This window comes from Erwinia sp. 2186, assembly GCF_057812255.1.
The window spans coordinates 3,126,082-3,148,902 of sequence record NZ_CM173824.1; the positions used below are offsets into that span (position 1 = coordinate 3,126,082).

Genomic DNA, 22,821 nt, shown 5'->3' on the forward strand with positions numbered 1-22,821 from the left:
CTGACTGGAGAGTGCGCAATGCCGAAAACCATTATTACCCCACCGGGAACCAGCGTGCCGATAGCGCCGTTCGTCCCCGGCACGCTGGCCGATGGCGTGGTGTATGTCTCGGGCACATTGCCCTTTGATAAAGACAATAACGTGGTGCACGTCGGCGATGCCGCCGCGCAAACCCGCCATGTGCTGGAAACCATTAAAAGCGTGATTGAAACCGCGGGCGGCACCCTGGACGACGTGACCTTTAACTCGATTTTCATCACCGACTGGAGCAACTACGCGGCGGTGAACAGCGTGTATGCCGAATATTTCCCTGGCGAAAAACCGGCGCGTTTCTGCATTCAGTGTGGTCTGGTGAAACCCGATGCACTGATCGAGATCGCCAGCGTTGCCCATATCGGTAAGTAGCGGAGGAAGACATGCATATTGAGCTCTCAGGATCGACCGATCCTCAGGCCAGAACGCTGGTGCTTTCTGCCGGGTTAGGCGGCCTGGCTAACTTCTGGTTGCCGCAGCTAAACGCACTGCGTGAACACTATCGGGTGGTGGTGTATGACCAGCGTGGCACCGGGCGCAGTCCCGACACGCTGCCGGCAGGCTACAGCATGGGCGATATGGCGGCTGAACTGGCTCACGAGCTGGCGGCTCTGGGGATCAAAAGCTATGACGTCATTGGCCATGCGCTGGGCGGTATGGTGGCGATGCAGTTGGCGGTGGACTTTCCACAACGCGTCGGAAGGCTGGTGATTGTTAATGGCTGGCTCAGGCTGAATGCGCATACCCGCCGCTGCTTCACCGTTCGACAGGAGCTGCTGCTCAATGTCGGCGTTGAATCCTATGTTCGCGCACAGCCCCTGTTTCTCTATCCTGCCGACTGGCTGGCAGATAATCAGGCACGTATCGAAGCTGAAGATGCGCTGCACGCCGCACATTTTCAGGGGACAGAAAACTTGCTGCGCCGTCTGAACGCATTGATGGCCTGCGATTTCACCGAACTTGCCGGCCAGATCGCCCAGCCGGTGCTGTTGATCTGTTCACAGGACGATCTGTTGGTGCCCTGGACCTGCTCGCAAACCCTGCTGGAGGCGTTGCCAAACGCCACGCTGGAAAAAATGGCCTGGGGCGGTCATGCGATGAGCGTCACCGACAGCAGTACCTTCAATCCACTGTTACTGAACTGGCTGAGCAATACCCCGGCCTCATCCCCTGCTGAACTGGAGCTGATATGGCAGAAGCCCTGAATTCCCTCGCGTTAGAGACGTTGTTTACCGCAGCACGGACGCACAATGGCTGGCGGGATCGTCCGGTTACCGACGCGCAAATCCACCAGCTGTATGACTTGTTAAAGATGGGTCCAACCTCGGCGAACTGCAGCCCTGCGCGCTTCTGTTTTATCCGCAGTGAGGAAGGCAAAGCCAGGCTGAAGCCAACGCTCTCCAGCGGCAATCTGGAAAAAACCCTGAGCGCGCCGGTGACGGCGATCGTCGCCTGGGATCCGGCGTTCTTTGACCAGCTGCCACAACTCTTCCCACATGCCGACGCCAAATCCTGGTTCACCAGCAGCCCGGCGCTGGCGGAAGAGACCGCATTTCGCAACAGCTCGCTGCAGGCGGCTTACCTGATCACCGCCTGTCGCGCGATGGGCTTAGACACCGGCCCGATGTCTGGCTTCGATCGTGCGGCGGTTGATGCGGCGTTCTTTGCGGAAAGTGGCTGGAAAAGCAATCTGCTTATCAACATCGGCTATGGCGATGCCAGCAAAGTGTATGCGCGCCTGCCACGTCTCTCATTTGCAGAAGCCTGCACCCTCGAGTAAGGAAACGATCATGTCTCTGGCGACCCTGTCGCCCGCGGTAACGTCGGGCGTAGAAAAACAAGATTTTCGCAATGCGATGGCGCGCCTGGGTGCGGCCGTCAATATTATCACCACCGACGGCCCCGCCGGTCGCGCAGGCTTTACCGCCTCCGCGGTGTGCAGTGTGACCGATACGCCGCCAACCCTGCTGGTGTGTCTGAATCGCTCGGCGTCCGTGTATGAGGTGTTCAAAACCAATCAGCAGCTCTGCGTTAACACGCTGGCTGCGGGACATGAATCGTTATCCAACCTGTTTGGCGGTAAAACGCCAATGGCAGAACGCTTTATCGCGGCCGAATGGTCGACGCTGGTGACCGGCTCGCCGATTCTGGCCGGCGCGGTGGCGTCGTTTGATTGCAAAATCACCCAGGTGATGAGTGTCGGTACCCATGATGTGCTGGTCTGCGAAGCCCAGGCATTAGTCTGTAACGATGAAACTCACGGCCTGATCTATTTCGATCGCGGCTATCACCATTTACTGCGGCAGGAAGCCTGATACCGCCGACGGCGGGCAATGCTTTATTCACTTCTCTGGAGAAGACGATGGCGAGTTCCTGGTTTCCTGTATGGCGTAAGCAGTCCGCATCAGCGCAAGGGTTAGTGGCACCGGATGAAACCCTGCCGCTGGGACAAACGGTAATTATGGGGCTTCAGCACGCGGTCGCGATGTTTGGTGCCACGGTTCTGATGCCATTGCTGATGGGATTAGATCCCAATCTGTCGATTCTGATGTCGGGCGTCGGCACGCTGCTGTTCTTCCTGATCACGGGCGGACGCGTGCCCAGTTATCTTGGGTCGAGCGCCGCGTTCGTGGGCGTGGTGATTGCGGTGACGGGGTTCAATGGTCAGGGCATCAACCCTAACCTTGGCGTGGCGCTGGGCGGCATTATTGCCTGCGGCCTGGTCTATACGCTGATTGGCTTTGTGGTGATGAAAGTGGGCACCCGCTGGATTGAGAAGCTGATGCCGCCGGTGGTGACCGGCGCCGTGGTGATGGCGATTGGCCTGAACCTCGCGCCGATTGCGGTACGCAGCGTCTCCTCATCGATGTTCGATAGCTGGATGGCGGTGATGACCGTGCTCTGTATCGGTATTGTGGCGGTATTTACCCGCGGCATGGTGCAACGGCTGCTGATCCTCGTCGGCCTCATTGTCGCCTGTGCCATCTATGCCGTGCTGACCAACGGGCTCGGGCTGGGTAAACCGATCGATTTTAGCCTGATGGCTGCCGTGCCGTGGCTGGGCTTCCCGACCACCACCTCACCCATTTTCGACAGCCATGCGATGTTCCTGATTGCGCCGGTGGCGGTGATCCTGGTGGCTGAAAACCTCGGGCATATCAAAGCGGTGGCGGGGATGACGGGCAAAAACCTCGATCCGTATATGGGCAGAGCCTTTGTCGGTGATGGCCTGGCCACCATGCTTTCCGGTGGCGTGGGCGGCAGCGGTGTCACCACCTATGCTGAGAATATTGGCGTGATGGCGGTAACCAAGGTGTATTCCACCCTGGTGTTTGTTGCGGCAGCGGTGATTGCCATCCTGTTAGGATTCTCGCCGAAGTTCGGCGCGTTAATTCACACCATCCCAGGCCCGGTGATCGGCGGTGCATCCATCGTGGTATTTGGTTTGATTGCCGTAGCGGGTGCGAGGATTTGGGTGCAGAACAACGTCGATCTTGGGCAGAACAACAACCTGATTATGGTGGCGGTCACGCTGGTACTGGGTGCCGGAGACTTTGCCCTGAAGATCGGTAACTTCACCATGGGCGGGATCGGGACGGCGACCTTTGGCGCGATTATCCTCAACGCTATCCTGACGCGTCGTAAAGCTGCCGTGCTTAACAGCAACGACGTCGTGCATCAGGACAATTAATTCACTTCCGCTTTATCAGGCGAAGGGTCAACCTTCGCCTTTTTTTGCGCTTCAGCTTCAACTCACTGACCAGCACGCCGACGACGATCAGTGCGCCGCCAATCAGTGCCGCGCCAGGCAAACGCTCACCGGCAACCCGACCAACGATCCCCGCCCACACCGGCTCACCGGCATAAATCACCGTGGCACGCGTTGGCGACACGCTGCGCTGCGCCCAGTTCATCGTCACCTGTATTAACGCACTGGCCAGCCCCAGACCAATGGCGCTGAACAGCAGATAGGGCGAAAACGGCGGTACCGATTCACCATTGGGGACCATCAGCGCGAACGCCAGCAGTGAAGCGCCCGCCAGCTGGATGATCGTGACGCGTTTGACATCCACTTTGCCGGCACTGGCGCTGATCAAAATGATTTCAGCGGCAATTGCCAGCGTGCTCATTAAGGTGGCAATTTCACCGGCGCCAAATGCCAGCGAATCTCCGTCCGGCCCCGCCAACAACATCAGACCGGTGAATGCCAGCGCCACGCCGATCCACGACATCAGGCCGGGCAAGCGTCCCAGGAAAAGCCATTGCAGTAGCGGCACCAGCGGCACATACATTGCGGTAATAAAGGCGGATTTACTGCTACTGATGGTTTGCATGCCATAGGTCTGTAAGCCATACCCACAGCCAATGGCGATGCCGATTAATGTCCCGGCTTTGATTTCAGCCCAGGTGATGCCGCGCAACGAACGCCATGAAATCGCGCCCAGCACCAGCGCGGCAGTGGCAAATCGGGTGCCGACAAAGAAAAATGGCCCGCTTACGGTCATCGCATGATGGACTGCCAGAAAAGTTCCGCCCCAGATCATGGTAATCAGGACCAGCACAATCTCTTGTGGGGTAAACGACAGTTTATAGCGGGAAAGTAAGGCAGACATAGCAGGCTCGGTTGAGAATTTGGCGCTAGTGTGCCGGGAGGGAACGCAGTGGTCAACTCTGTGACGTAACCGCCGGGGAAAGACCCGACGGTTTCAGGCGAGGCTAAGCTTCGGAATCGGTTTTAGTCCGACTGCCACGGCTATTGCGTCCCCCCTTTTCGCCAGCCTGTGAAGCACGTTGAGGGTCATTTTTAAAATTCCCTCCGCTGACTTTGCCGCCTTTGCGACCTGCTTCTGATGCTCTTTTACGGTCTTCAGCGAAATTTCCAGATCCACCACGATGTTCTGCCATTTCTTACCTCCGAATAGTTAAGCCATCATACTGCTTTATCACGATTAGCCTTCAGGCCTTCCGTGACGGCAATCGGGGAGAGAACACTCCCGGCCGCGTTACTAAGCATAGATTATCAAGCCTGAAGTGGTGAAAAAAACGCCTGAGCACGGCTCACAAAACGGCAAATTCCTTTAAACAGCCTGAATTATTGCATTATTGACGCTAATCTTTATGTCCATCCCGCCACCCGCATTGCGCGCGTTTTAAGCAAAAGGACCGCTTCCTTCTGCATGACCCGTCAGGCTCTTCTATACTTTCCTGATTGCCTTCAGGGCCTGATTTTGACCCCAATCATCCAACAACCAGTCGACGAGGGAACAAATGGCAAAGATTCTGGTGCTCTATTACTCCATGTACGGACATATCGAAACCATGGCCAATGCGGTTGCAGAAGGCGCAGGTCGGGTTAGCGGAGCGGAAGTGACAATCAAGCGCGTACCTGAAACCATGGACGCAGAACGCTTCGCCCAGGTGGGCGGTAAAACGCAGCAGTCGGCAGCGGAAGCGACCCCGGAAGAACTGCCGCAATATGATGCCATATTGCTCGGCACCCCAACCCGCTTCGGTAATATGGCCGGTCAGATGCGTACCTTCCTTGACCGCACGGGTGGCCTTTGGGCATCAGGTGCGCTGTACGGCAAGCTGGCCAGCGTCTTTGCCTCAACGGGTACCGGTGGCGGACAGGAACAGACCATCACTTCGACCTGGACCACCCTCGCCCACCACGGCATGGTGATCGTGCCGATTGGTTATGGCACCAAAGAACTCTTTGATATATCGCAGGTGCGTGGCGGTACGCCTTATGGCGCCACAACCATTGCCGGCGGTGACGGTTCGCGACAACCCAGCGAAGAAGAGCTGAATATTGCCCGTTATCAGGGTGAATATGTCGCCGGCCTGGCAGTAAAACTGAACGGATAACCTCAATCAGGAGACTATTATGGCAACGCAACAATCGAAAGCTCATCATGTAGGCGAGTGGGCAAGCCTGCGCAGCACCTCTCCGGAAATTGCGGAGGCCATTTTTGAAGTGGCTAACTACGATGAGAAACTTGCCGAAGGCATCTGGGAGCAGCAAGGCAGTGACGAAGTGCTGCTCAGGGCCTTTGAGAAAACCGATCAGGACGTGCTGACCTGGGATAACAAAGTCGTCGAGCGAAAAAACGTTTAGCACCAAAATCGGTATTCGGGGCGGATTTATCCGCCCTTTTTATTGTTTTACGCCCTCAGAAACGTCCGAAACCACTAACTACTCACGTTGTGAAACCATCGTTTTTCTACCAGGCTTAATGCCATATTCATTAGCCTGACCGCCAGGCCGATTACTCGAAAAGGAGTGCAGTATGTCTTATCAGACAATTAATCCCGCCAGTAATAAGCTTGTCAAAACCTGGACCGATCACAATGACCAGCAGGTTGAACAGGCGTTAAAGACCGCGGATGACCTTTATCATTCCAGCTGGTCCAAAGGCGATATCCAACCGCGTCTGCAGGTGCTGAAAAAAATGGCTGACCTGATTGACGCTCGCGTTGAAGAACTGGCAAAAACGGCCAGTGTTGAAATGGGGAAACTGATCAATCAGAGTCGCGGCGAAGTGCAGCTTTGCGCGCAGATTGCCCGTTATTACGCCGAAAATGCTGAACGCTTCCTTGCCCCTACCCGTTATCCAAGCGAGCTGGGCGAAGCCTGGGTGGAAAATCACCCTATTGGGGTGCTGGTTGCCGTTGAGCCCTGGAACTTCCCGTTCTATCAGCTAATGCGCGTACTGGCGCCGAATCTGGCCGCCGGTAACCCGGTGCTGGCAAAACATGCCGCCAATGTCCCTCATTGCGCCACGCTGTTCGAAGAGCTGGTGACCGAGGCCGGTGCGCCAAAAGGTGCCTGGACTAACCTGTTTATCAGCAACGATCAGGTTGCCTCACTGATTGCTGACGATCGTGTTCAGGGTGCTGCGCTGACCGGCTCTGAACGTGCCGGGAGTGCCGTGGCACAACAAGCCGGTAAATACCTGAAAAAGACCACGCTGGAACTCGGCGGTAATGACGTCTTTGTGGTGCTGGATGACTGTGACCTTGATAAGGCCGTGAAGGCTGGCGTCGGTGCCCGTCTCAGCAACTGTGGTCAGGTGTGTACCGCAGCTAAACGTTTTATCGTGCATGAAAAAGTGGCAGATGCCTTCTTCGAAAAATTCACCCAGGCTTTCCGTGACGTGAAGATTGGCGATCCGCTGGATGAAAGCACCACGCTAGGCCCGCTATCTTCCTCCACGGCACGCGATACGCTGGTGAAACAAGTTGAGCAGGCGGTGTCTAAAGGCGCCAAACTGCATATCGGCGGTAAAGTGGTTGCCGGTGAAGGCTGCTTCTACGAGCCCACTATCCTCTCCGGTATCACCCGTGATAATCCGGCCTATTTTGAAGAGTTCTTTGGCCCGGTCGCGCAGGTTTACGTGGTGAAGGATGACGAAGAAGTGGTTAATCTCGCCAACGATTCTCACTATGGTCTGGGTGGTGCGGTATTTAGCAAAGATATTGCCCGTGCCAAAAAACTGGCTTCACGAATCGAAACCGGCATGGTGTATATCAATTCCGCCAGCGATACGTCGGCCGAGTTGCCATTTGGCGGCGTGAAACGTTCAGGCTATGGTCGTGAACTGTCTGATTTGGGTATCAAAGAGTTCGTTAACCAGAAACTGGTCGTGGTCAGCAGTGACTGATTGCTAACGGCATCTGCCCAAAAAGAAAAGGCCGACAGTGAATGTCGGCCTTTTTATTGCGTGCGAATCAGACTCAGGAAGACTTTTCAGTCTCTGGCTGCGCAGGAGTGGCAGGCTCATCGGCGTTAGCTTTTTCCGCCTTGGCTTTATCGGCTTTATCAGCCTTATCCTTCGCCGCTTTATCTTTCGCAGCCTGCTCAGCCGCGGCTTTGTCAGCAGCCGCCTTGTCTTTGGCTGCCTGCTCGGCTGCGGCTTTATCAGCTGCCGCCTTTTCTGCAGACGCTTTAGCCTGAGCGGCTTTATCTGCCGCAGCCTGATCGGCCGCTGCTTTAGCCGCAGCCACTTTATCAGCAGCCGGATCTTTCGCGGCCGTTGGTGCGGCTGGTGCTTCAGCTGCCGGAGCTGCTGGAGCTGCTGGTGCAGGTTGCGGCGCGCTTGCCGCCATCGGCGTTCCCTCAATGGCTTTATTCAGCACCTGAGTAAACTGATCCCATGGGCAGAAGCCATTGGCATCGGTCTGGCAACCGTTCATTTGCAGCGTGACGCGCTTAGGAGGCGTATCCAGCGACAGCGGCGTTGCATTACGCAGCTGATCGGTAGACTGGTAAACGTACTCAACCTTCACCAACTCACGATTGTTTTTCTTATCGTGCCAGCGCTGGAACTGAATCATCCCACCAATAGGCGTGCGCTCGTTTTGCTCTGGCAGCGTGTAAGCTTTGAAATCCAACGCCGTCAGCAGGGAGGCGATATTCGAATCATGGCCGACCATCAGCGTCACTTTCGGCGCGGAGGCTTTATCTTCATCCACTAACATACTGCGGATATAATCGACCAGTGGTGCTGCGACGTCACGCGCCACTTCTGGCGTAGTAAACAATGTGTCCTGATAGCCATTTTTGATGGCGGACAGCTCTTTCCACTGCTCAGGTGTCTTGATCTGGCCCCAGGCGACCTGATCCAGCGGCATCCCTTCGTAATATTGCAGGGTGAAGGCATCCACCAGCGAATTCCCGACTTTTAATGGACCCGAAACGTTCGGCTCTTTACCATTTTCAGCGGTGAATTTGTTCTGATTATCACTGGAGAGATCGCACTGCTTTTTGCCATCACAGGCAGCAGAGGATTTGTAATCGATGATTTTTTCCAGGCGCTGGAAGGCCGGTTTGAGTGCCAGTTTTTCACCCGCGCTGTTCATGCCGGTCAACGCCTGCTTGTTGAAGCCTTCGCTGCTGTCGGTAATCACCGGGTTGAACACCGGATCCATCGCGCCCATTTCATCCTGATGAGACACCTGAATGTCACATCCCGGGAACGCACCGGTGATAAAGAACTGCGCGGTGGCGACGGTACGCTGCAGGCTGTTGGCGTAGGCGTAAATATCGTCAGAGGCTGGACATTCGCCGTCGGCGATCAGCCCCTGCTGCGCAAGCCACTCACGGGTGTAACGGCCCATGTAAACTTCAAGCACGCCGCCCTTGGTCGTCAACTGTCCACCCGGCACATCCCACTTAGGCCAGGCCTTTTTAGTGGACTGAGCCAGCACGCTGCCATTATCAGCCAGCGGCGCACGGAGGTTATGGCGGCTCATCATTAACACTTGCTCAAGCTGGTAATCGTCGTCAGCAGCATAAGCTGAAATGCCGGTGAGTGCCGAGCAGACTGCTAATGCGCAAAGACTAAACTTTTTAATCATGTGTTTTTCCATTGATTCAAGGTAAATCACCCGGCCGTAATATGGCGATGCGGTTGGTTAAAAATTCGCAACAACGCAAATGAGGCTCGCTCGGCGTTCCTGGAAATTCAGGCCAGGGGTGGGCATTCTTCATTGGTGTTGAGAATATAGCAGAGTATCGCCTTTGCCGTTGAGTCGCATCAGGAGATTGAAAAGAAACGGGATGTTTTTCGGAATGCTCTAATAAACGAACGTGTTAGCGAAGAAACAAGCGGGGAAGGCAGAAAGCAAAACGGGCCAGCCTAAGCTAACCCGTTGAATTTGATGGTGGAGAGGCAGAGATTCGAACTCTGGAACGGTTTCCCGTCGCCGGTTTTCAAGACCGGTGCCTTCAGCCACTCGGCCACCCCTCCACACTAGTACCAGTCACCGTTTCAAAGAGTGGCTAAACTCCCTGAGCAACTGATGGGGCGCAGTATAGGGGATGCCGATCGCTTTGCCAAGCATAATTTTGGCTAGTTTGTTGAATTATTGCGCTTTTATGCAATTTTTTTTCATCTGTTCAACAAACGGTCAATTGGCGGTTTTATTGCGCCCATAGCAAAACGGGCCAGCTTTCGCTGACCCGTTAAATTAGATGGTGGAGAGGCAGAGATTCGAACTCTGGAACGGTTTCCCGTCGCCGGTTTTCAAGACCGGTGCCTTCAGCCACTCGGCCACCCCTCCACAATGAGGCGAACTATAAACACCCTCCCGGTCGATGTAAAGTGTGATGCGGTTCAATCGCCTGAAAAACAGTCGATCGGCGTTTATTTGCTGGCAATATCGCCACTCTGCTTACTTAAACAGCCGACTATCGCGTAAAGAAGGGTAAAACGCCTTTCCCCGCTTCGCCCTGCTCCCTATTCTCACAGGTAAATTGGTGACCCAAAGAGGCTCTTTTATGGATCGCATTGTTTCGAGTACCCGTGGCAGCTCCTTAATTACCACTCACAAGGTGCTGCGCAATACCTATTTCCTGCTGGGGCTGACGCTGGCCTTTTCTGCCGTTACCGCTACCTTGAGCACCGTTTTCGCCCTGCCCGCGCCAGGCTTCATTCTGATGCTGGTCGGCTTTTACGGGCTGATGTTCCTGACTTACCGCCTGGCGGACAGCCCTACCGGCATTCTGGCGGCGTTCGCCTTTACCGGTTTCCTCGGCTACTGCCTGGGCCCAATCCTCAACTCATTGCTGTCTGCAGGGATGGGTGATGTGATTGGTCTGGCATTAGGCGGCACCGCACTGGTGTTCTTCAGCTGTTCTGCCTACGTGCTAACCACCCGTAAGGATATGTCCTTCCTGGGTGGCATGATGATGGCCGGGTTTGTGGTATTGCTGGTTGCCGTCGTGGCAAACATCTTCCTCAACATTCCGGCATTGCATATGGCAATCAGCGTGTTGTTTATCCTGTTCTCTTCAGGTGCCATCCTGTGGGAAACCAGTAACATCATTCACGGCGGCGAAACCAACTATATTCGCGCGACCGTTAGCCTGTACGTGTCGATCTATAACATCTTCGTCAGCCTGTTGAGCATTCTGGGCATGTCATCGCGCAGTAATTAATAGCCCGCAGTTGACGCAACAGTAAGAGCCCCGCCCTGCGGGGCTTTTTTTATGTGCCGGATTAAAGCTGCCAGTAAGAGGCAGACTACCCACAGCTGGCCGCAGTTTGCTAAACTGGGCGGCTTAGCAAATCAGACAGAGGCAAGACGGTGTTATTCCAGGGCAAAGAAATTGAACGTGACGCGCAAGGTTATCTGAAGTCCACGATGGACTGGAGTGAAGATCTGGCTCCGTTACTGGCAGAAGAAGAGGCCATTGAGCTGACTGACGCCCACTGGGAAGTGGTGCATTTCGTCCGTGCCTTCTATCTGGAGTTCAATACCTCCCCGGCGGTGAGAATGCTGGTTAAAGCCATGGCGCAAAAATACGGTGAAGAAAAAGGCAACAGCCGCTATTTATTCCGTCTGTTCCCAAAAGGCCCGGCAAAACAGGCAACTAAAATTGCCGGCTTGCCCAAACCGGCCAAATGCCTTTAAGCACTAACCGGTAGTGAAGCCGTTTGGCAAGTCGCGCGGTTGATGAGGTTCCTCGAGCACCCTTTCTACGCGGGCACTTCTGGGGCCGCCGTCTTTAAGCCAGGTAAGTAACGTCTGCACGTCACCCTCTTCACCACAGGCCAGCACTTCAACGCTGCCGTCATTCAGGTTCTTCGCATACCCCTTGAGCCCCAGCGCTTTGGCCTGATGTTGCGTGCTGTAGCGGAATCCCACGCCCTGAACCACACCGTGAACCCAGGCTTTTACGCAGACAGTAGTCATATTTCTTCTCCTTTCACGACGCAGATTGCATTTTAACGGTTGGCACCGGACAATAACCGCTGATTCTTTACTGTATAAGCATAGCAAATATGACTGTTCGTTTGATTCTTGCCAAAGGACGTGAAAAATCCTTACTTCGCCGCCATCCGTGGATCTTTTCTGGTGCTGTTGCTCGTCTTGAGGGAAAAGCCGAGTCGGGTGAAACTATTGACGTCTGTGACAGCCAGGGCAACTGGCTGGCTCATGCTGCCTGGTCACCCGTGTCGCAGATCTCTGCCCGTGTCTGGAGCTGGGAACAGGACGAAACGATTGATACCGACTTCTTTATCCGCCGTCTCAAGGCTGCGCAATCTCTGCGCGACTGGCTGGCAGCGCGCGATAACCTCGACAGCTATCGCCTGATTGCCGGTGAATCTGACGGTCTGCCTGGCGTGACCATTGACCGCTACGGCAAGTTCCTGGTCCTGCAATTGCTGTCGGCTGGCGCAGAATATCAACGTGCTGCGCTGATCTCCGCGCTGCAGAGTTGCTACCCGGACTGTGCGATTTACGATCGCTCGGACGTTGCAGTGCGTAAAAAAGAAGGTCTTGAACTGACTCAGGGCAACGTCCTGGGCGACACGCCGCCAGAGCAGTTACCGATTGTTGAGCATGGCATGAAGTTACTGGTCGATATCCAGGGCGGCCACAAGACCGGTTACTACCTCGATCAGCGTGACAGCCGTATGGCGACTCGCCGCTATGCGAAAGATCGCCGGGTTTTGAACTGCTTCTCTTACACCGGTGGTTTTGCAGTTTCCGCGCTGATGGGCGACTGCAAACAGGTTATCAGCGTCGATACGTCACAAGGCGCGCTGGACATTGCCCGCCAGAATGTTGAGCTGAACGGGCTGGATCTGTCGAAAGCCGAGTTCCTGCGCGATGACGTGTTTAAGCTGCTGCGCCGCTACCGTGATAGCGGTGAGAAATTCGATCTGATCGTGATGGACCCGCCGAAATTTGTCGAAAACAAAAATCAGCTGGCCGGTGCTTGCCGTGGCTATAAAGACATCAATATGCTGGCGATGCAGTTGTTGAACCCGGACGGCATGCTGCTGACCTTCTCCTGCTCAGGGCTGATGCCAACCGATCTCTTCCAGAAAATCATTGCCGATGCCGCGCTCGATGCTCAACGTGATGTACAATTTATAGAGCAGTTCCGGCAGGCGGCCGATCATCCGGTGATCGCCAGCTATCCGGAAGGCATGTACCTGAAAGGATTTGCCTGCCGCGTCCTGTGACTTGAAAAAGCTGTCCCTGTCCCCATCTTGGTAGCAGGGCACTGTTTCTCAGGAGGTCACGATGATTGCCAGCAAATTTGGACTCGGACAACAGGTGCGGCATAAGCTGCACGGTTTCCTCGGTGTAGTGGTAGATGTGGATGCGGAATATTCACTGGACGATGATCCCGAAGAGGATGAGGTTGCCACCAGCGAATCGCTGCGTGAAGCGCCCTGGTATCATGTCGTGATGGAGAATGAAGACGGCGAGACCGTTCATACTTATCTGGCAGAAGCCCAGCTTTCGTGGGAGCTGCCGGGCGACCATCCGGAACAACCTTCCATGGATGAACTGGCCGCGTCAATTCGCGAACAGTTGCAGGCGCCACGCCTCAGGAACTAATGCAAAATCCCCGCCTGGCGGGGTTTTTTTTAGCCTTTTTCCAGCCCTAAGCGCGGGATCTCGATTTTAGGGCAGCGATCCATCACCACCTTTAATCCCGCTTCTCCCGCCAACACCGCAGCCTGCTCGTTAATCACCCCAAGCTGAAGCCACAGAGATTTCGCCCCCACCGCGATCGCTTCCTGAGCGACACCCCAGGCCGCTTCGGCATTACGGAACACATCCACCATGTCGATCGGTTCAGGAATGTCTTCCAGCTTTTCGTAAACTTTTTGTCCCTGCAGCGTCTGGCCTGCCAGCTTTGGGCTGACCGGCGTCACTTTGTATCCCTGCGACAGCAGATATGCCATCACGCCATAACTGGCCCTGGCGGGTTTATCACTCGCTCCAACCAGCGCGATATGTTTAGTGGAGGTCAAAATGTCGGCAATTATTTTATCTTGCATGCAGCTCTCCTTATCAGACTGATTAACAGTTTATGCGCAGTGTGGCTGTTGGAAAAAACAGCTCAGGCAGAAGATGCCAATTCCTGAATATATAGCACGAATAAATATGTTAAAATGTTAATATGCTGCCATACTGAAAGACTTTGATACACTCGACGTGTTTGCCTGCCCTCGCCTCTGGAGAATAAATGAAGCTGCGTTTGGTCATTACAGGCGTTTTAGCTTTGCTGGTTGCGACTACAGTCCATGCCACCACGCTCAAACTCGCCCCTGATATTGACCTGTTGGTGCTGGACGGCCGAAAAATTTCTGGTTCGTTATTAAAAGGTGCTGAAGGGCTCGAACTCGAGCAGGGACAGCATCAGGTATTGTTTCGCGTCGAGAAAAGCCTGAAAAAAGATGCTCAAATGGCCACGCCATGGGTCTCTACCCCATTGATCGTCACGTTCACCTCTCAGGCAAAATCAGTCACCATCACGTTGCCGCCGCTAACCACCACCGCGCAGGGAAAAATGTTTGATAAACATCCCACTTTCCAGCTGCTTAACGAGCATGGTGCGGTGGTTGAGAGTCAGCAAGACCATTTGCTGGTCAAAGCTGACAATAACTATGAGCAGGCCATGGTGGTGTATAACCTGAAAGGCAACGTCGCCTCAGTACCTCGCTTTGCCCAGGGACAAACCTCCACTACCCCAATCAGTAATGATTCCCAGGACTTTGCCAACGGCAATCATGCCGGCAGCCGGGTATTGCAGCTGTGGTATCAACAGGTTGATTCCGCCACCCGCCAACGTTTTGTGATGCTGATGCGCGCCCTGCGTACCAGTTGATGTCTGCACGCCTTCCGCCTACACTCGATACGCTTTATCAGGCAGTTCCCCTCATCTGATTGACGTGAAACCAGGAAGCCGGAATGGATCAGACCACCCGTAAAATTCAGGAAAAGAAACACATTGCGCTGGTTGCGCATGACCATTGCAAAACATCGTTGATGGAGTGGGTCGATATACACAAAGACGTGTTACAGGCTCATACCCTTTATGCGACAGGCACCACGGGCAACCTTGTCCAGCGTGCAACTGGCCTGCCGGTGACGGCAATGTTGAGTGGCCCAATGGGCGGCGACCAGCAGGTGGGTGCCTTGATTTCCGAAGGGAAAATTGATGTGCTGTTCTTTTTCTGGGATCCGCTAAACGCCGTGCCACACGATCCAGACGTTAAGGCGTTATTGCGCCTTGCAACAGTATGGAATATTCCAGTGGCGACCAACCGCGCAACCGCCGACTTTATTATCCGCTCACCGTTATTCGCGCAGGCGGTTGATATCATCATTCCAGATTATCAGCGCTATTTGCAGGAACGTCTGAAGTAAACTGATGAGCGTGCAACGGCACGCTCATCCCGCCAATTTAAGGTTTACGCAGCACCGGAACACCCAGCCGCTTAATTTCTTCCACAAATCCCGATGGGTTCTCTTTATTAAACAGCAGCCACACCTGCTGCTTCGCACGCGTTATGGCGACATACGCTAACCTGCGCTCTTCTGCATCGGGGAAGTCTTCCGGCTGGGGTAACAACGCCTGCTCCATGACGGACTCTCTGGCCGCTGCGGGGAAGCCATCCTTGCCGTTTTGCAAACCCAGCAATATCACATAATCCGCCTGCTGCCCTTTACTGGCATGGATGGTGGTGAAATCAATCCGCAATTTTGGCCAGCGGGTTTTGGCTTTTTCCAATACTGCCGGGCGGATATGGTGATAACGGGCAAGGATCAAAATCCGCTCATCCGCGGTGGCATAGCCGCTAATTTTATTCAGCAACGCCTCCAGCTGATCTTCCGGCAGGAGGGAAATCGACTTTTTATTGCCTTTGGTCAGGCTGTTCAGCGGTTTTTTCAATTGATGCGGGTTGCTCTGCACAAACTTATTGGCAATTTCACCAATTCGATCGTTAAAGCGATAGGTGGTATCCAGCACGCAGCGGTCGCCCTCACCAAAGTGATGATGAAACGCGGTGGTCAGGGTCATCTCAGCCCCGCTGAAGCGATAGATCGCCTGCCAGTCATCGCCAACGGCAAACAGCGCCGTCTGCTTGTTCTGTCTTCTGAGGGCGGCGAGCAGCGCCGCACGCTGAGGCGAGATATCCTGGAATTCATCGACCAGGATATGCTTCCACGGGCTGATAAACCGGCCTTTATCAAGGATGTTGACCGCCTGATGGATCAAGCCGGAGAAATCTACCGCCCCTTCTTCTTTCAGGGCGCTTTTCCAGGCCTTCATCAAAGGCGCCATCAGCTTTACGCGTTTGGAAAAGAGATCGCGCACCTCTTCAGGAGCTGATTCAATCATTGCCGCCTGCGCGCCGCCATGCATTCGCATAAATCCAAGCCATCGCTCAAGCCTGCTGGCCAGACGTTTGGCAAGCCGCTCTTCTTTCCAGTAATCACCTTCGCCGATTTCCCACTCCAGCTCGTCCTGCAACCATTGCCGCCAGCCATTGGCATGGGCTTTCTTTTCCCCACACTGCTGGCGCCAGACGTCAATTAACAGCTTATGGCGCAGCGTCGTATCGGTTTCGAGCTTGCTGATGGAAGGGGATTTATTGCTGCCCTGCTGGATGATGTTCAAAGCCAGTGAGTGAAACGTACGGGCCTGAATACCGTCGGTATTCAACCGGGCTTTGATGCGCTCGTTCATCTCTTCAGCCGCCTGACGACCAAAGGCCAGCAGCAGGATCTGTTCTGCGCTGGCTTGTTTGCGCATCAGTAACCATCCTGCGCGGGCGACCAGCACGGATGTTTTGCCACTCCCCGCACCCGCCAGCACCAGCAGCGCATCCTCACCATTCACCACCGCTTTTGCCTGGGAACTGTTGAGAGGGGACGTCTCGACGGTATTGAAGAAATCGGCGTACTGCGCCAGCATTTTTTCTGACCACTGACCGTTGCGCTTCTGCCGTTGTGCATCGCTGTTATTCAGCCAGGCGAGGCAGAACTGATAGTTTTCGCGGCAGTTATCAAACTCATCCAGACGCTCTACCGGCAGTGGCAATGAGGAGAACGCCTCCTGAATGGCGGTACGCCAGCCGGCCATATCGCTGCGCTTCAACCATTTATCCTGCTGTTCACCCTCCTGTAAGCGGGTGACCAGTTGCTGCAAGACTTCAGAGGAGACCAGGCTCATCTCCTCACTCCATTGCTGCCAGGCCTGGTTGAGGTAATGATAGAAACGTTGGGTTTCCTGCCATTCGGTGCCATGCAGGCGCACGACTTTATCTTCAGGCAGGGCAAATTCGAGTTCGCCCCAAACCATCCCGCGTTTACATTTGATGGCTAACAGCTGGTTAAACGGAATAAGGTATTCATGTTTTTCACCACTCACCTCAACGCCTGCGGCCAACATTCGTACCCGATTGTAGGGATGCTGCGCCAGATGTTTGCCCAGCGACGTTGCTTTCAGTTCCATGACCTGCCTCTGGCTGTGGTTGCTTTTAATGGGCTGTAGTTTAGCTGGCAGGAGTGTACCGCTCCAGAGTTAAAACGCGCTACAATCAACGCATTGTATTTTTGAGCTCCGCGCTCTGTTAGGGAAACGACCAATGCGTACTGTTTTAAACATTCTGAATTTTATTCTGGGCGGTTTTCTGACCACGCTTTCGTGGCTGTTTGCGACCGTTGTCAGCATCATTTTTATTTTTACCTTACCGCTCACCCGTTCCTGCTGGGAAATCACCAAGCTTTCGTTACTGCCTTACGGTAACGAAGCCGTGCATGTAGATGAGCTGGAACCCGGCCGCAAAAATGCGCTGATGAATTCGGGCGGCACGCTGCTGAATATCATCTGGCTGATCTTCTTTGGCTGGTGGCTGTGCGTGATGCACATCATGACCGGTATCGCCCAGTGCATCACTATCATCGGCATTCCGGTTGGGATTGCGAATTTCAAAATCGCCGCCATCGCATTGTGGCCGGTAGGCCGCCGCGTCGTCAGCGTCGAAGTGGCACAAGCCGCGCGTGAAGCTAACGCCCGCAGCCGGTTCAACTAGTTTCTGATGCGCTTATCGTTAAGCTCCAGGCTGCGGCGCTACGCCTATAACACTGCGCTGCTGTACAACCTGCGTATTTTTATCGCCCTTGTGGGTACCGCAGGTTTGCCCTGGTGGTTGAATCAAATCACCTGGACCATTCCGCTAACGTTAGGCGTGGTGGCTGCGGCGCTGGCAGACCTTGACGATCGCCTCAGCGGCCGGCTGCGCAATCTGGTCATCACCCTGGTTTGCTTTTGCATTGCGTCCGTCTCTGTTGAACTTCTTTCTCCGTATCCCTGGCTATTTATCCTCGGTCTTGCCGTGTCGACCTGGGGTTTCATTTTGCTTGGCGCGTTGGGGCAGCGCTATGCCACGATTGCCTTTGGCGCGCTGCTGATCGCTATCTATACCCTGCTCGGCCTTGGGCTGTTCCCTCAGTGGTATCTGCAACCTTCCCTGCTGCTGGTCGGCGCTATCTGGTACAACCTGCTGACGCTCACCGGACACGTTATTTTTCCCGTCCGTCCGTTACAGGAAAACATCGCCCGCAGCTTTGAAGGGCTGGCAGTGTATCTGGAGGCAAAAGCGGGGTTATTCGACCCGGATATCGAAGAGAATGAAAATGCGTCGTTGATCGACGTGGCCATGGCCAACAGTCAGTTGGTGGCGACACTCAACCAGGCAAAAATTTCGATTCAGTCCCGCTTACGTGGGGACCGGGGACAACGCAGCACGCGCAGAACGCTGCATTATTACTTTGTCGCTCAGGACATTCATGAGCGTGCCAGCTCTTCCCATGCGCAATACCACGCGCTGCGGCAGGAATACCGTTACAGCGATATTCTGTTTCGCTTTCAACGCCTGCTGACGCTGCAGGCAAAGGCCTGCCAGCAGTTGGCAAACTGCATTCTGCTGCGCGAAACCTATCAGCATAACAGCCGCTTTGAGCGAACCTTCATTCACCTCAACGCCGCGCTGGATCGTCTTGCTACTGCCCGTCCAGGAAGCAGTGACGTCAAAGCCATGCACTATTTGTTAAATAACCTCAAAGCCATAGACGCCCAACTGGCGACAATTGAATCAGAGCAAATTCTGGAAAGCCATCATGAGAATCATGATCAAACGCTCTCCAGCGAAGGATTAACCGGTTGGGCCGATATTCGTTTACGTATCAGCCGCCATTTATCGCCAGAATCCCCGCTTTTCCGCCATGCGGTGCGGATGTCGCTGCTGTTGTGTGCCGGCTATGGGTTTGTTCAGCTGACTGGCCTTGAGCACGGCTATTGGATCCTGCTGACCAGCCTGTTTGTCTGCCAGCCGAACTACAATGCCACCAAACGCAGATTAGCATTGCGTATTGTGGGAACCGTGGCGGGTATCGTACTTGGGTTGCCTTTACTGTGGCTGGTGCCTTCTGTCGAGGGGCAGCTGATACTGATCGTGGTCACCGGCGTGCTGTTCTTCGCCTTCCGTCAGTCGCAATATGCTCATGCCACAATGTTTATCACCTTGCTGGTACTGTTCTGTTTCAATCTGCTGGGTGAAGGGTTTGAGATTGCCCTGCCCCGCATCTTTGATACGTTGTTAGGCTGCGGCATTGCCTGGCTGGCGGTGGCTTTCCTCTGGCCAGACTGGCGTTTTCGTCGGCTGTCTTCGGTTGCAGAACGCACGCTGACCGCTAACTGCCGCTATCTGGATGCCATTCTGGTTCAGTATCATCAGGGAAAAGACAACCGGCTGGATTACCGTATTGCCCGCCGTGACGCCCACAACGGTGATGCTGAGCTGGCTTCAGTGGTGTCTAACATCTCCGCAGAGAAGAATGCTTCCGCCTCGTTGCGGGAAGCGGCGTTTCGTCTACTGTGCCTCAACCACTCCTTCCTCAGCTATATCTCGGCGCTGGGCGCGCACCGGGAAAAGATCACCCGGCCTGCCATGCTGCAATTGATGGATGATGCCGTCTGCTACGTCGATGACGTGCTGCATATTGATCTTATCGATGAACAAAAAACCCAAAGATTGTTGTCGAGCCTCTCTGAGCGACTGGCAGCAACGGAAGCCGACCCGGAAACCAAAGAGCCGCTGGTGCTTCAGCAGGTGGGTCTGTTGATCGCATTACTGCCAGAAATCGCTCAGTTAAAAAAACAGGTCCTGGAAACTTAACGTCTTCTCAGTTCGCTCAGCGTCTGGTACAGCAAGGTTTCGCGGTGCCAGCCCCTGAGCTCCTCTTTGATCGCCCCCGGCAGTGCTTCACAATGCAGCCCCTCGATCGCGCCTTGCAACGCAAAAAGAATATTCACCCCAAGACTTTTATTTTTCTCGTGCAATTTTAACCAACTGCGCTTTGCGCCCAGCTGCTTTAACATCTCTGCGTTAGCGATACCCACCCGCCTGAGCTGCACTTCCAGTTTCATACTGAGATTAGGCAAATCCTTCAGCCGCCCCGAGTTTTGATGCAGTTTTTTATCCTGCATCGCCCCTTTCAGACACAATTGACAGAGCGCAACCAACTGTTCAGGCTCGGCCCACAGCGGGTTGTCCACGCGGTAGTATTCCAGCGCGACAGGGATCCCCCTTTTGTTAAACATCAACGGTTTCATCTTACGTTCAATGATATACGGCCTCACTTCTTCACAGGCCCGAAGATAGAGATCGCCCTCACTGACAAGCGCAAAGACCACGCTTTCCACTGATAAACTGTAGCCACCAAACTGGCTACGGCTATTTATCTCGCCCAGCGAAGAAAGCTGACGTTTTGCCCTGATAATATTGCTTTTTGAGTCCTTCATATTCCGCATCCTTAACGTTGTAAGACATCCTGGTGTTTCTCCTTTCCTGCAGAAAAAAAATAGGCAATCGCCGTTACAAGTTCAATCAATGATTTGCTTTGCACCCTATCGATTTGTGTTTTTGCGAGGCGTTTTCAAAAAAATAAGGTTGATCTTTGGACACCCTCGCTATACTGTACATCCATACAGTAACCCTGCGAGCGAAGCCAATATGCAAACTCATTCCCTGAAATCTTCTTCTGTTAAAACTGGTGTGCGGACTGCTCCAGACTGTGCGAAAGCCCAGCCTGCAGCTGCGGCGGGCTTAATCAGTGAGCTGACTTACAGCGAGAATCAGCCTGCTATGACGCAAATGCTGCTGCTGCCCTTACTGCAACAGTTAGGGACTCAGTCACGCTGGCAATTGTGGTTGACGCCTCATCAAAAATTGAGCCGTAGCTGGTTGATTGAGTCAGGGTTACCGCTGGATAAAGTGATGCAGATTAATCATTCCGGTGCTATTACTACCGTAGAGGCGATGATCAAAGCATTACAGACGGGAAATTACAGTGTGGTTTTAGGTTGGTTGACGGGCGAGATCACCTTAGAAGATCGTCAGCGGCTGCAAAAAGCGGCATTTGCTGGCAAGGCTTTGGGGCTGATTATGCGACCCGATCGGATCAATTCTGCCTCCTCCAGACCGTTTAATGGCTTAAAAATTCACTCTACTTTGTATCATTAAGTAAAAATAAGAAATTTCTCACGAGAAAATTCTGCAGCTGGCTCGTTAAGCCCCTGATTATGCTATGAGCCTGCGGGACAATGGTTTAGCGCCATTTTCCCCTCAGGTTTTACCTGTATAACCTGTCTGCAGATGTGTAAATTTGTGTACGAAAGCCTATTTTTTTGCTGACCGTCGTCACATCATACTTGTAAGTTTGCTGGTACGTTGTAGACTTTACGTCGCCAGGGTGCTCAATAATCTCCAGTTTTTGGATGAGTCACAATCGAGCTTTATAACCCGGCGAAGGATTAATCAAAGAGCTAATTAAAGCTCATTGCCTATTTGGATGATAACGAGGCGCAATAATGAAAAAGACAGCTATCGCAATTGCAGTGGCACTGGCTGGCTTCGCTACCGTAGCGCAGGCCGCTCCTAAAGATAACACCTGGTATACTGGTGCAAAACTGGGTTGGTCTCAGTACCATGACACTGGTTACTACGGTAACGGTTATGCAAACAATGACGGCCCAACTCACGAAAGCCAGCTTGGTGCAGGTGCTTTCGGTGGCTACCAGGCTAACCAATACCTGGGCTTCGAACTGGGTTATGACTGGCTGGGACGTATGCCTAACAAAGGCAACGTAACTAACGGCGCATTCAAAGCACAGGGCGTTCAGCTGGCTGCTAAACTGAGCTACCCAATCACTGACGATCTGGACGTGTATACGCGTCTGGGCGGCATGGTATGGCGTGCAGACTCTACTCAGCAGAACACCATTACTGGCAACCGCCAGAGCGACCACGACACCGGTGTTTCTCCACTGGCTGCCGTTGGTGTTGAATACGCACTGACTCAGAACTGGGCAACCCGTCTGGATTACCAGTGGGTTAACAACATCGGTGATGCACAGACCGTTGGTGCTCGTCCAGACAACGGCATGTTAGCACTGGGTGTTTCTTACCGTTTCGGTCAGGACGAAGCTGCTGCTCCAGCACCAGCTCCAGCGCCTGCTCCAGCGCCAGTTGTTGAAACCAAGCGTTTCACTCTGAAATCAGACGTTCTGTTCACCTTCAACAAAGCTTCCCTGAAGCCAGAAGGTCAGCAGGCTCTGGATCAGCTGTACACCCAGCTGAGCTCACTGGATCCTAAAGATGGTTCTGTTGTTGTTCTGGGCTATACCGACCGTATCGGTTCTGACCAGTACAACCAGAAACTGTCCGAGAAACGTGCTCAGTCAGTAGTTGACTACCTCGTTTCTAAAGGCATCCCTTCTAACAAGATCTCTGCACGCGGTATGGGTGAATCTAACCCAGTTACCGGCAACACCTGTGACAGCGTGAAAGGCCGTAATGCCCTGATCGATTGCCTGGCACCGGATCGTCGCGTAGAAATCGAAGTTAAAGGCATCAAAGATGTTGTAACTCAGCCACAGGGCTAAGTTCTCTTTGATGAAAAAACCCC

The 22,821-nt window shown here is 53.9% G+C and carries 25 protein-coding genes and 2 tRNA genes; 18 read left to right on the forward strand and 9 right to left on the reverse strand.

Annotated features, from left to right (window positions below):
• The first annotated feature begins 18 nt into the window (after positions 1–18).
• The 5 genes from rutC to rutG are packed head-to-tail and all read left to right on the forward strand — an operon-like array spanning position 19 to position 3,724.
• Positions 19–405, forward strand: coding sequence for a pyrimidine utilization protein C (gene rutC, locus ACXKZG_RS14490; RefSeq protein WP_013201588.1), 387 nt, complete (start codon positions 19–21; stop codon positions 403–405).
• Between the two features lie 11 nt (positions 406–416).
• Positions 417–1,238 (forward strand): pyrimidine utilization protein D, encoded by an 822-nt coding sequence (rutD, locus tag ACXKZG_RS14495; RefSeq protein ID WP_488875064.1) that lies wholly within the window; start codon positions 417–419, stop codon positions 1,236–1,238.
• Positions 1,223–1,813, forward strand: a complete 591-nt coding sequence (locus ACXKZG_RS14500; protein WP_488875065.1) for a malonic semialdehyde reductase — start codon at positions 1,223–1,225, stop codon at positions 1,811–1,813. The genes rutD and ACXKZG_RS14500 overlap by 16 nt, the downstream gene beginning before the upstream one ends.
• A 10-nt stretch (positions 1,814–1,823) precedes the next feature.
• On the forward strand, positions 1,824–2,348 hold the full coding sequence (rutF, locus tag ACXKZG_RS14505) for an NADH-dependent FMN reductase RutF (RefSeq protein WP_013201585.1): 525 nt from the start codon (positions 1,824–1,826) through the stop codon (positions 2,346–2,348).
• 47 nt (positions 2,349–2,395) lie between these two features.
• On the forward strand, positions 2,396–3,724 hold the full coding sequence (gene rutG / locus ACXKZG_RS14510; RefSeq protein ID WP_013201584.1) for a pyrimidine utilization transport protein G: 1,329 nt from the start codon (positions 2,396–2,398) through the stop codon (positions 3,722–3,724).
• Position 3,725: 1 nt separating this feature from the next.
• On the opposite strand, the gene ACXKZG_RS14515 is transcribed toward rutG, so the two are convergent.
• Together ACXKZG_RS14515 and ACXKZG_RS14520 are read right to left on the reverse strand one after the other, a co-directional pair.
• The gene (locus ACXKZG_RS14515; RefSeq protein ID WP_488875066.1) at positions 3,726–4,646 is read right to left on the reverse strand and encodes a DMT family transporter; all 921 of its coding nucleotides are present in this window, start codon (positions 4,644–4,646) and stop codon (positions 3,726–3,728) included.
• Between the two features lie 103 nt (positions 4,647–4,749).
• Positions 4,750–4,938, reverse strand: a complete 189-nt coding sequence (locus tag ACXKZG_RS14520) for a con-10 family general stress protein (RefSeq protein WP_071822109.1) — start codon at positions 4,936–4,938, stop codon at positions 4,750–4,752.
• A gap of 363 nt (positions 4,939–5,301) precedes the next feature.
• Here ACXKZG_RS14520 and wrbA point away from each other — a divergent pair, with 363 nt between their 5' ends.
• The 3 genes from wrbA (at position 5,302) to ACXKZG_RS14535 (ending at position 7,697) form a co-directional block, all read left to right on the forward strand.
• The gene (wrbA, locus tag ACXKZG_RS14525) at positions 5,302–5,901 is read left to right on the forward strand and encodes an NAD(P)H:quinone oxidoreductase (RefSeq protein ID WP_013201582.1); all 600 of its coding nucleotides are present in this window, start codon (positions 5,302–5,304) and stop codon (positions 5,899–5,901) included.
• A gap of 19 nt (positions 5,902–5,920) precedes the next feature.
• Positions 5,921–6,151 carry a YccJ family protein gene (locus ACXKZG_RS14530; RefSeq protein WP_013201581.1) on the forward strand — a complete coding sequence of 77 codons (231 nt, stop codon included), beginning with the start codon at positions 5,921–5,923 and terminating at the stop codon, positions 6,149–6,151.
• 172 nt (positions 6,152–6,323) lie between these two features.
• The gene (locus ACXKZG_RS14535) at positions 6,324–7,697 is read left to right on the forward strand and encodes an NAD-dependent succinate-semialdehyde dehydrogenase (RefSeq protein ID WP_488875067.1); all 1,374 of its coding nucleotides are present in this window, start codon (positions 6,324–6,326) and stop codon (positions 7,695–7,697) included.
• 73 nt (positions 7,698–7,770) lie between these two features.
• Here the strand turns inward: ACXKZG_RS14535 and agp are convergent, their stop codons facing one another.
• The 3 genes from agp to ACXKZG_RS14550 form a co-directional block, all read right to left on the reverse strand.
• Complete coding sequence (gene agp / locus ACXKZG_RS14540) at positions 7,771–9,393, reverse strand: bifunctional glucose-1-phosphatase/inositol phosphatase (protein ID WP_488875068.1); 1,623 nt, start codon at positions 9,391–9,393, stop codon at positions 7,771–7,773.
• A gap of 304 nt (positions 9,394–9,697) precedes the next feature.
• Positions 9,698–9,785, reverse strand: a tRNA-Ser gene (locus tag ACXKZG_RS14545).
• Positions 9,786–10,010: 225 nt separating this feature from the next.
• Positions 10,011–10,098, reverse strand: a tRNA-Ser gene (locus tag ACXKZG_RS14550).
• Between the two features lie 217 nt (positions 10,099–10,315).
• Between ACXKZG_RS14550 and yccA the strand changes: the two genes are divergently transcribed.
• Positions 10,316–10,975, forward strand: coding sequence for an FtsH protease modulator YccA (gene yccA, locus ACXKZG_RS14555; RefSeq protein WP_013201578.1), 660 nt, complete (start codon positions 10,316–10,318; stop codon positions 10,973–10,975).
• Between the two features lie 149 nt (positions 10,976–11,124).
• Complete coding sequence (gene tusE, locus ACXKZG_RS14560) at positions 11,125–11,451, forward strand: sulfurtransferase TusE (RefSeq protein WP_013201577.1); 327 nt, start codon at positions 11,125–11,127, stop codon at positions 11,449–11,451.
• A 3-nt stretch (positions 11,452–11,454) separates the two neighbouring features.
• Here the strand turns inward: tusE and yccX are convergent, their stop codons facing one another.
• Positions 11,455–11,733: an acylphosphatase gene (gene yccX / locus ACXKZG_RS14565; RefSeq protein ID WP_013201576.1), complete on the reverse strand. Its 279-nt coding sequence runs from the start codon at positions 11,731–11,733 to the stop codon at positions 11,455–11,457.
• 89 nt (positions 11,734–11,822) lie between these two features.
• Here yccX and rlmI point away from each other — a divergent pair, with 89 nt between their 5' ends.
• Both rlmI and hspQ read left to right on the forward strand, forming a co-directional pair.
• Positions 11,823–13,013 (forward strand): 23S rRNA (cytosine(1962)-C(5))-methyltransferase RlmI, encoded by a 1,191-nt coding sequence (gene rlmI / locus ACXKZG_RS14570; RefSeq protein WP_346566067.1) that lies wholly within the window; start codon positions 11,823–11,825, stop codon positions 13,011–13,013.
• A gap of 61 nt (positions 13,014–13,074) precedes the next feature.
• Positions 13,075–13,395 carry a heat shock protein HspQ gene (hspQ, locus tag ACXKZG_RS14575; RefSeq protein ID WP_013201574.1) on the forward strand — a complete coding sequence of 107 codons (321 nt, stop codon included), beginning with the start codon at positions 13,075–13,077 and terminating at the stop codon, positions 13,393–13,395.
• 29 nt (positions 13,396–13,424) lie between these two features.
• Here the strand turns inward: hspQ and ACXKZG_RS14580 are convergent, their stop codons facing one another.
• Positions 13,425–13,841 (reverse strand): CoA-binding protein, encoded by a 417-nt coding sequence (locus tag ACXKZG_RS14580; protein ID WP_013201573.1) that lies wholly within the window; start codon positions 13,839–13,841, stop codon positions 13,425–13,427.
• A 188-nt stretch (positions 13,842–14,029) separates the two neighbouring features.
• Here ACXKZG_RS14580 and ACXKZG_RS14585 point away from each other — a divergent pair, with 188 nt between their 5' ends.
• Positions 14,030–14,671 carry a YccT family protein gene (locus ACXKZG_RS14585; RefSeq protein ID WP_013201572.1) on the forward strand — a complete coding sequence of 214 codons (642 nt, stop codon included), beginning with the start codon at positions 14,030–14,032 and terminating at the stop codon, positions 14,669–14,671.
• Between the two features lie 83 nt (positions 14,672–14,754).
• On the forward strand, positions 14,755–15,213 hold the full coding sequence (mgsA, locus tag ACXKZG_RS14590; protein ID WP_013201571.1) for a methylglyoxal synthase: 459 nt from the start codon (positions 14,755–14,757) through the stop codon (positions 15,211–15,213).
• Positions 15,214–15,250: 37 nt separating this feature from the next.
• Here the strand turns inward: mgsA and helD are convergent, their stop codons facing one another.
• Positions 15,251–17,305, reverse strand: coding sequence for a DNA helicase IV (gene helD, locus ACXKZG_RS14595; RefSeq protein WP_488875069.1), 2,055 nt, complete (start codon positions 17,303–17,305; stop codon positions 15,251–15,253).
• A gap of 133 nt (positions 17,306–17,438) precedes the next feature.
• Here helD and ACXKZG_RS14600 point away from each other — a divergent pair, with 133 nt between their 5' ends.
• Together ACXKZG_RS14600 and yccS are read left to right on the forward strand one after the other, a co-directional pair.
• Positions 17,439–17,885 (forward strand): YccF domain-containing protein, encoded by a 447-nt coding sequence (locus ACXKZG_RS14600; RefSeq protein WP_338569513.1) that lies wholly within the window; start codon positions 17,439–17,441, stop codon positions 17,883–17,885.
• A gap of 6 nt (positions 17,886–17,891) precedes the next feature.
• The gene (yccS, locus tag ACXKZG_RS14605) at positions 17,892–20,030 is read left to right on the forward strand and encodes a YccS family putative transporter (protein WP_488875070.1); all 2,139 of its coding nucleotides are present in this window, start codon (positions 17,892–17,894) and stop codon (positions 20,028–20,030) included.
• Here yccS and ACXKZG_RS14610 read toward each other — a convergent pair.
• Positions 20,027–20,656 (reverse strand): TfoX/Sxy family DNA transformation protein, encoded by a 630-nt coding sequence (locus tag ACXKZG_RS14610; RefSeq protein ID WP_488875071.1) that lies wholly within the window; start codon positions 20,654–20,656, stop codon positions 20,027–20,029. The genes yccS and ACXKZG_RS14610 overlap by 4 nt on opposite strands.
• A gap of 211 nt (positions 20,657–20,867) precedes the next feature.
• Between ACXKZG_RS14610 and sulA the strand changes: the two genes are divergently transcribed.
• Positions 20,868–21,377 carry an SOS-induced cell division inhibitor SulA gene (gene sulA, locus ACXKZG_RS14615; RefSeq protein WP_134823838.1) on the forward strand — a complete coding sequence of 170 codons (510 nt, stop codon included), beginning with the start codon at positions 20,868–20,870 and terminating at the stop codon, positions 21,375–21,377.
• Between the two features lie 347 nt (positions 21,378–21,724).
• Positions 21,725–22,798 (forward strand): porin OmpA, encoded by a 1,074-nt coding sequence (ompA, locus tag ACXKZG_RS14620; protein ID WP_013201565.1) that lies wholly within the window; start codon positions 21,725–21,727, stop codon positions 22,796–22,798.
• Positions 22,799–22,821 lie beyond the last annotated feature (23 nt).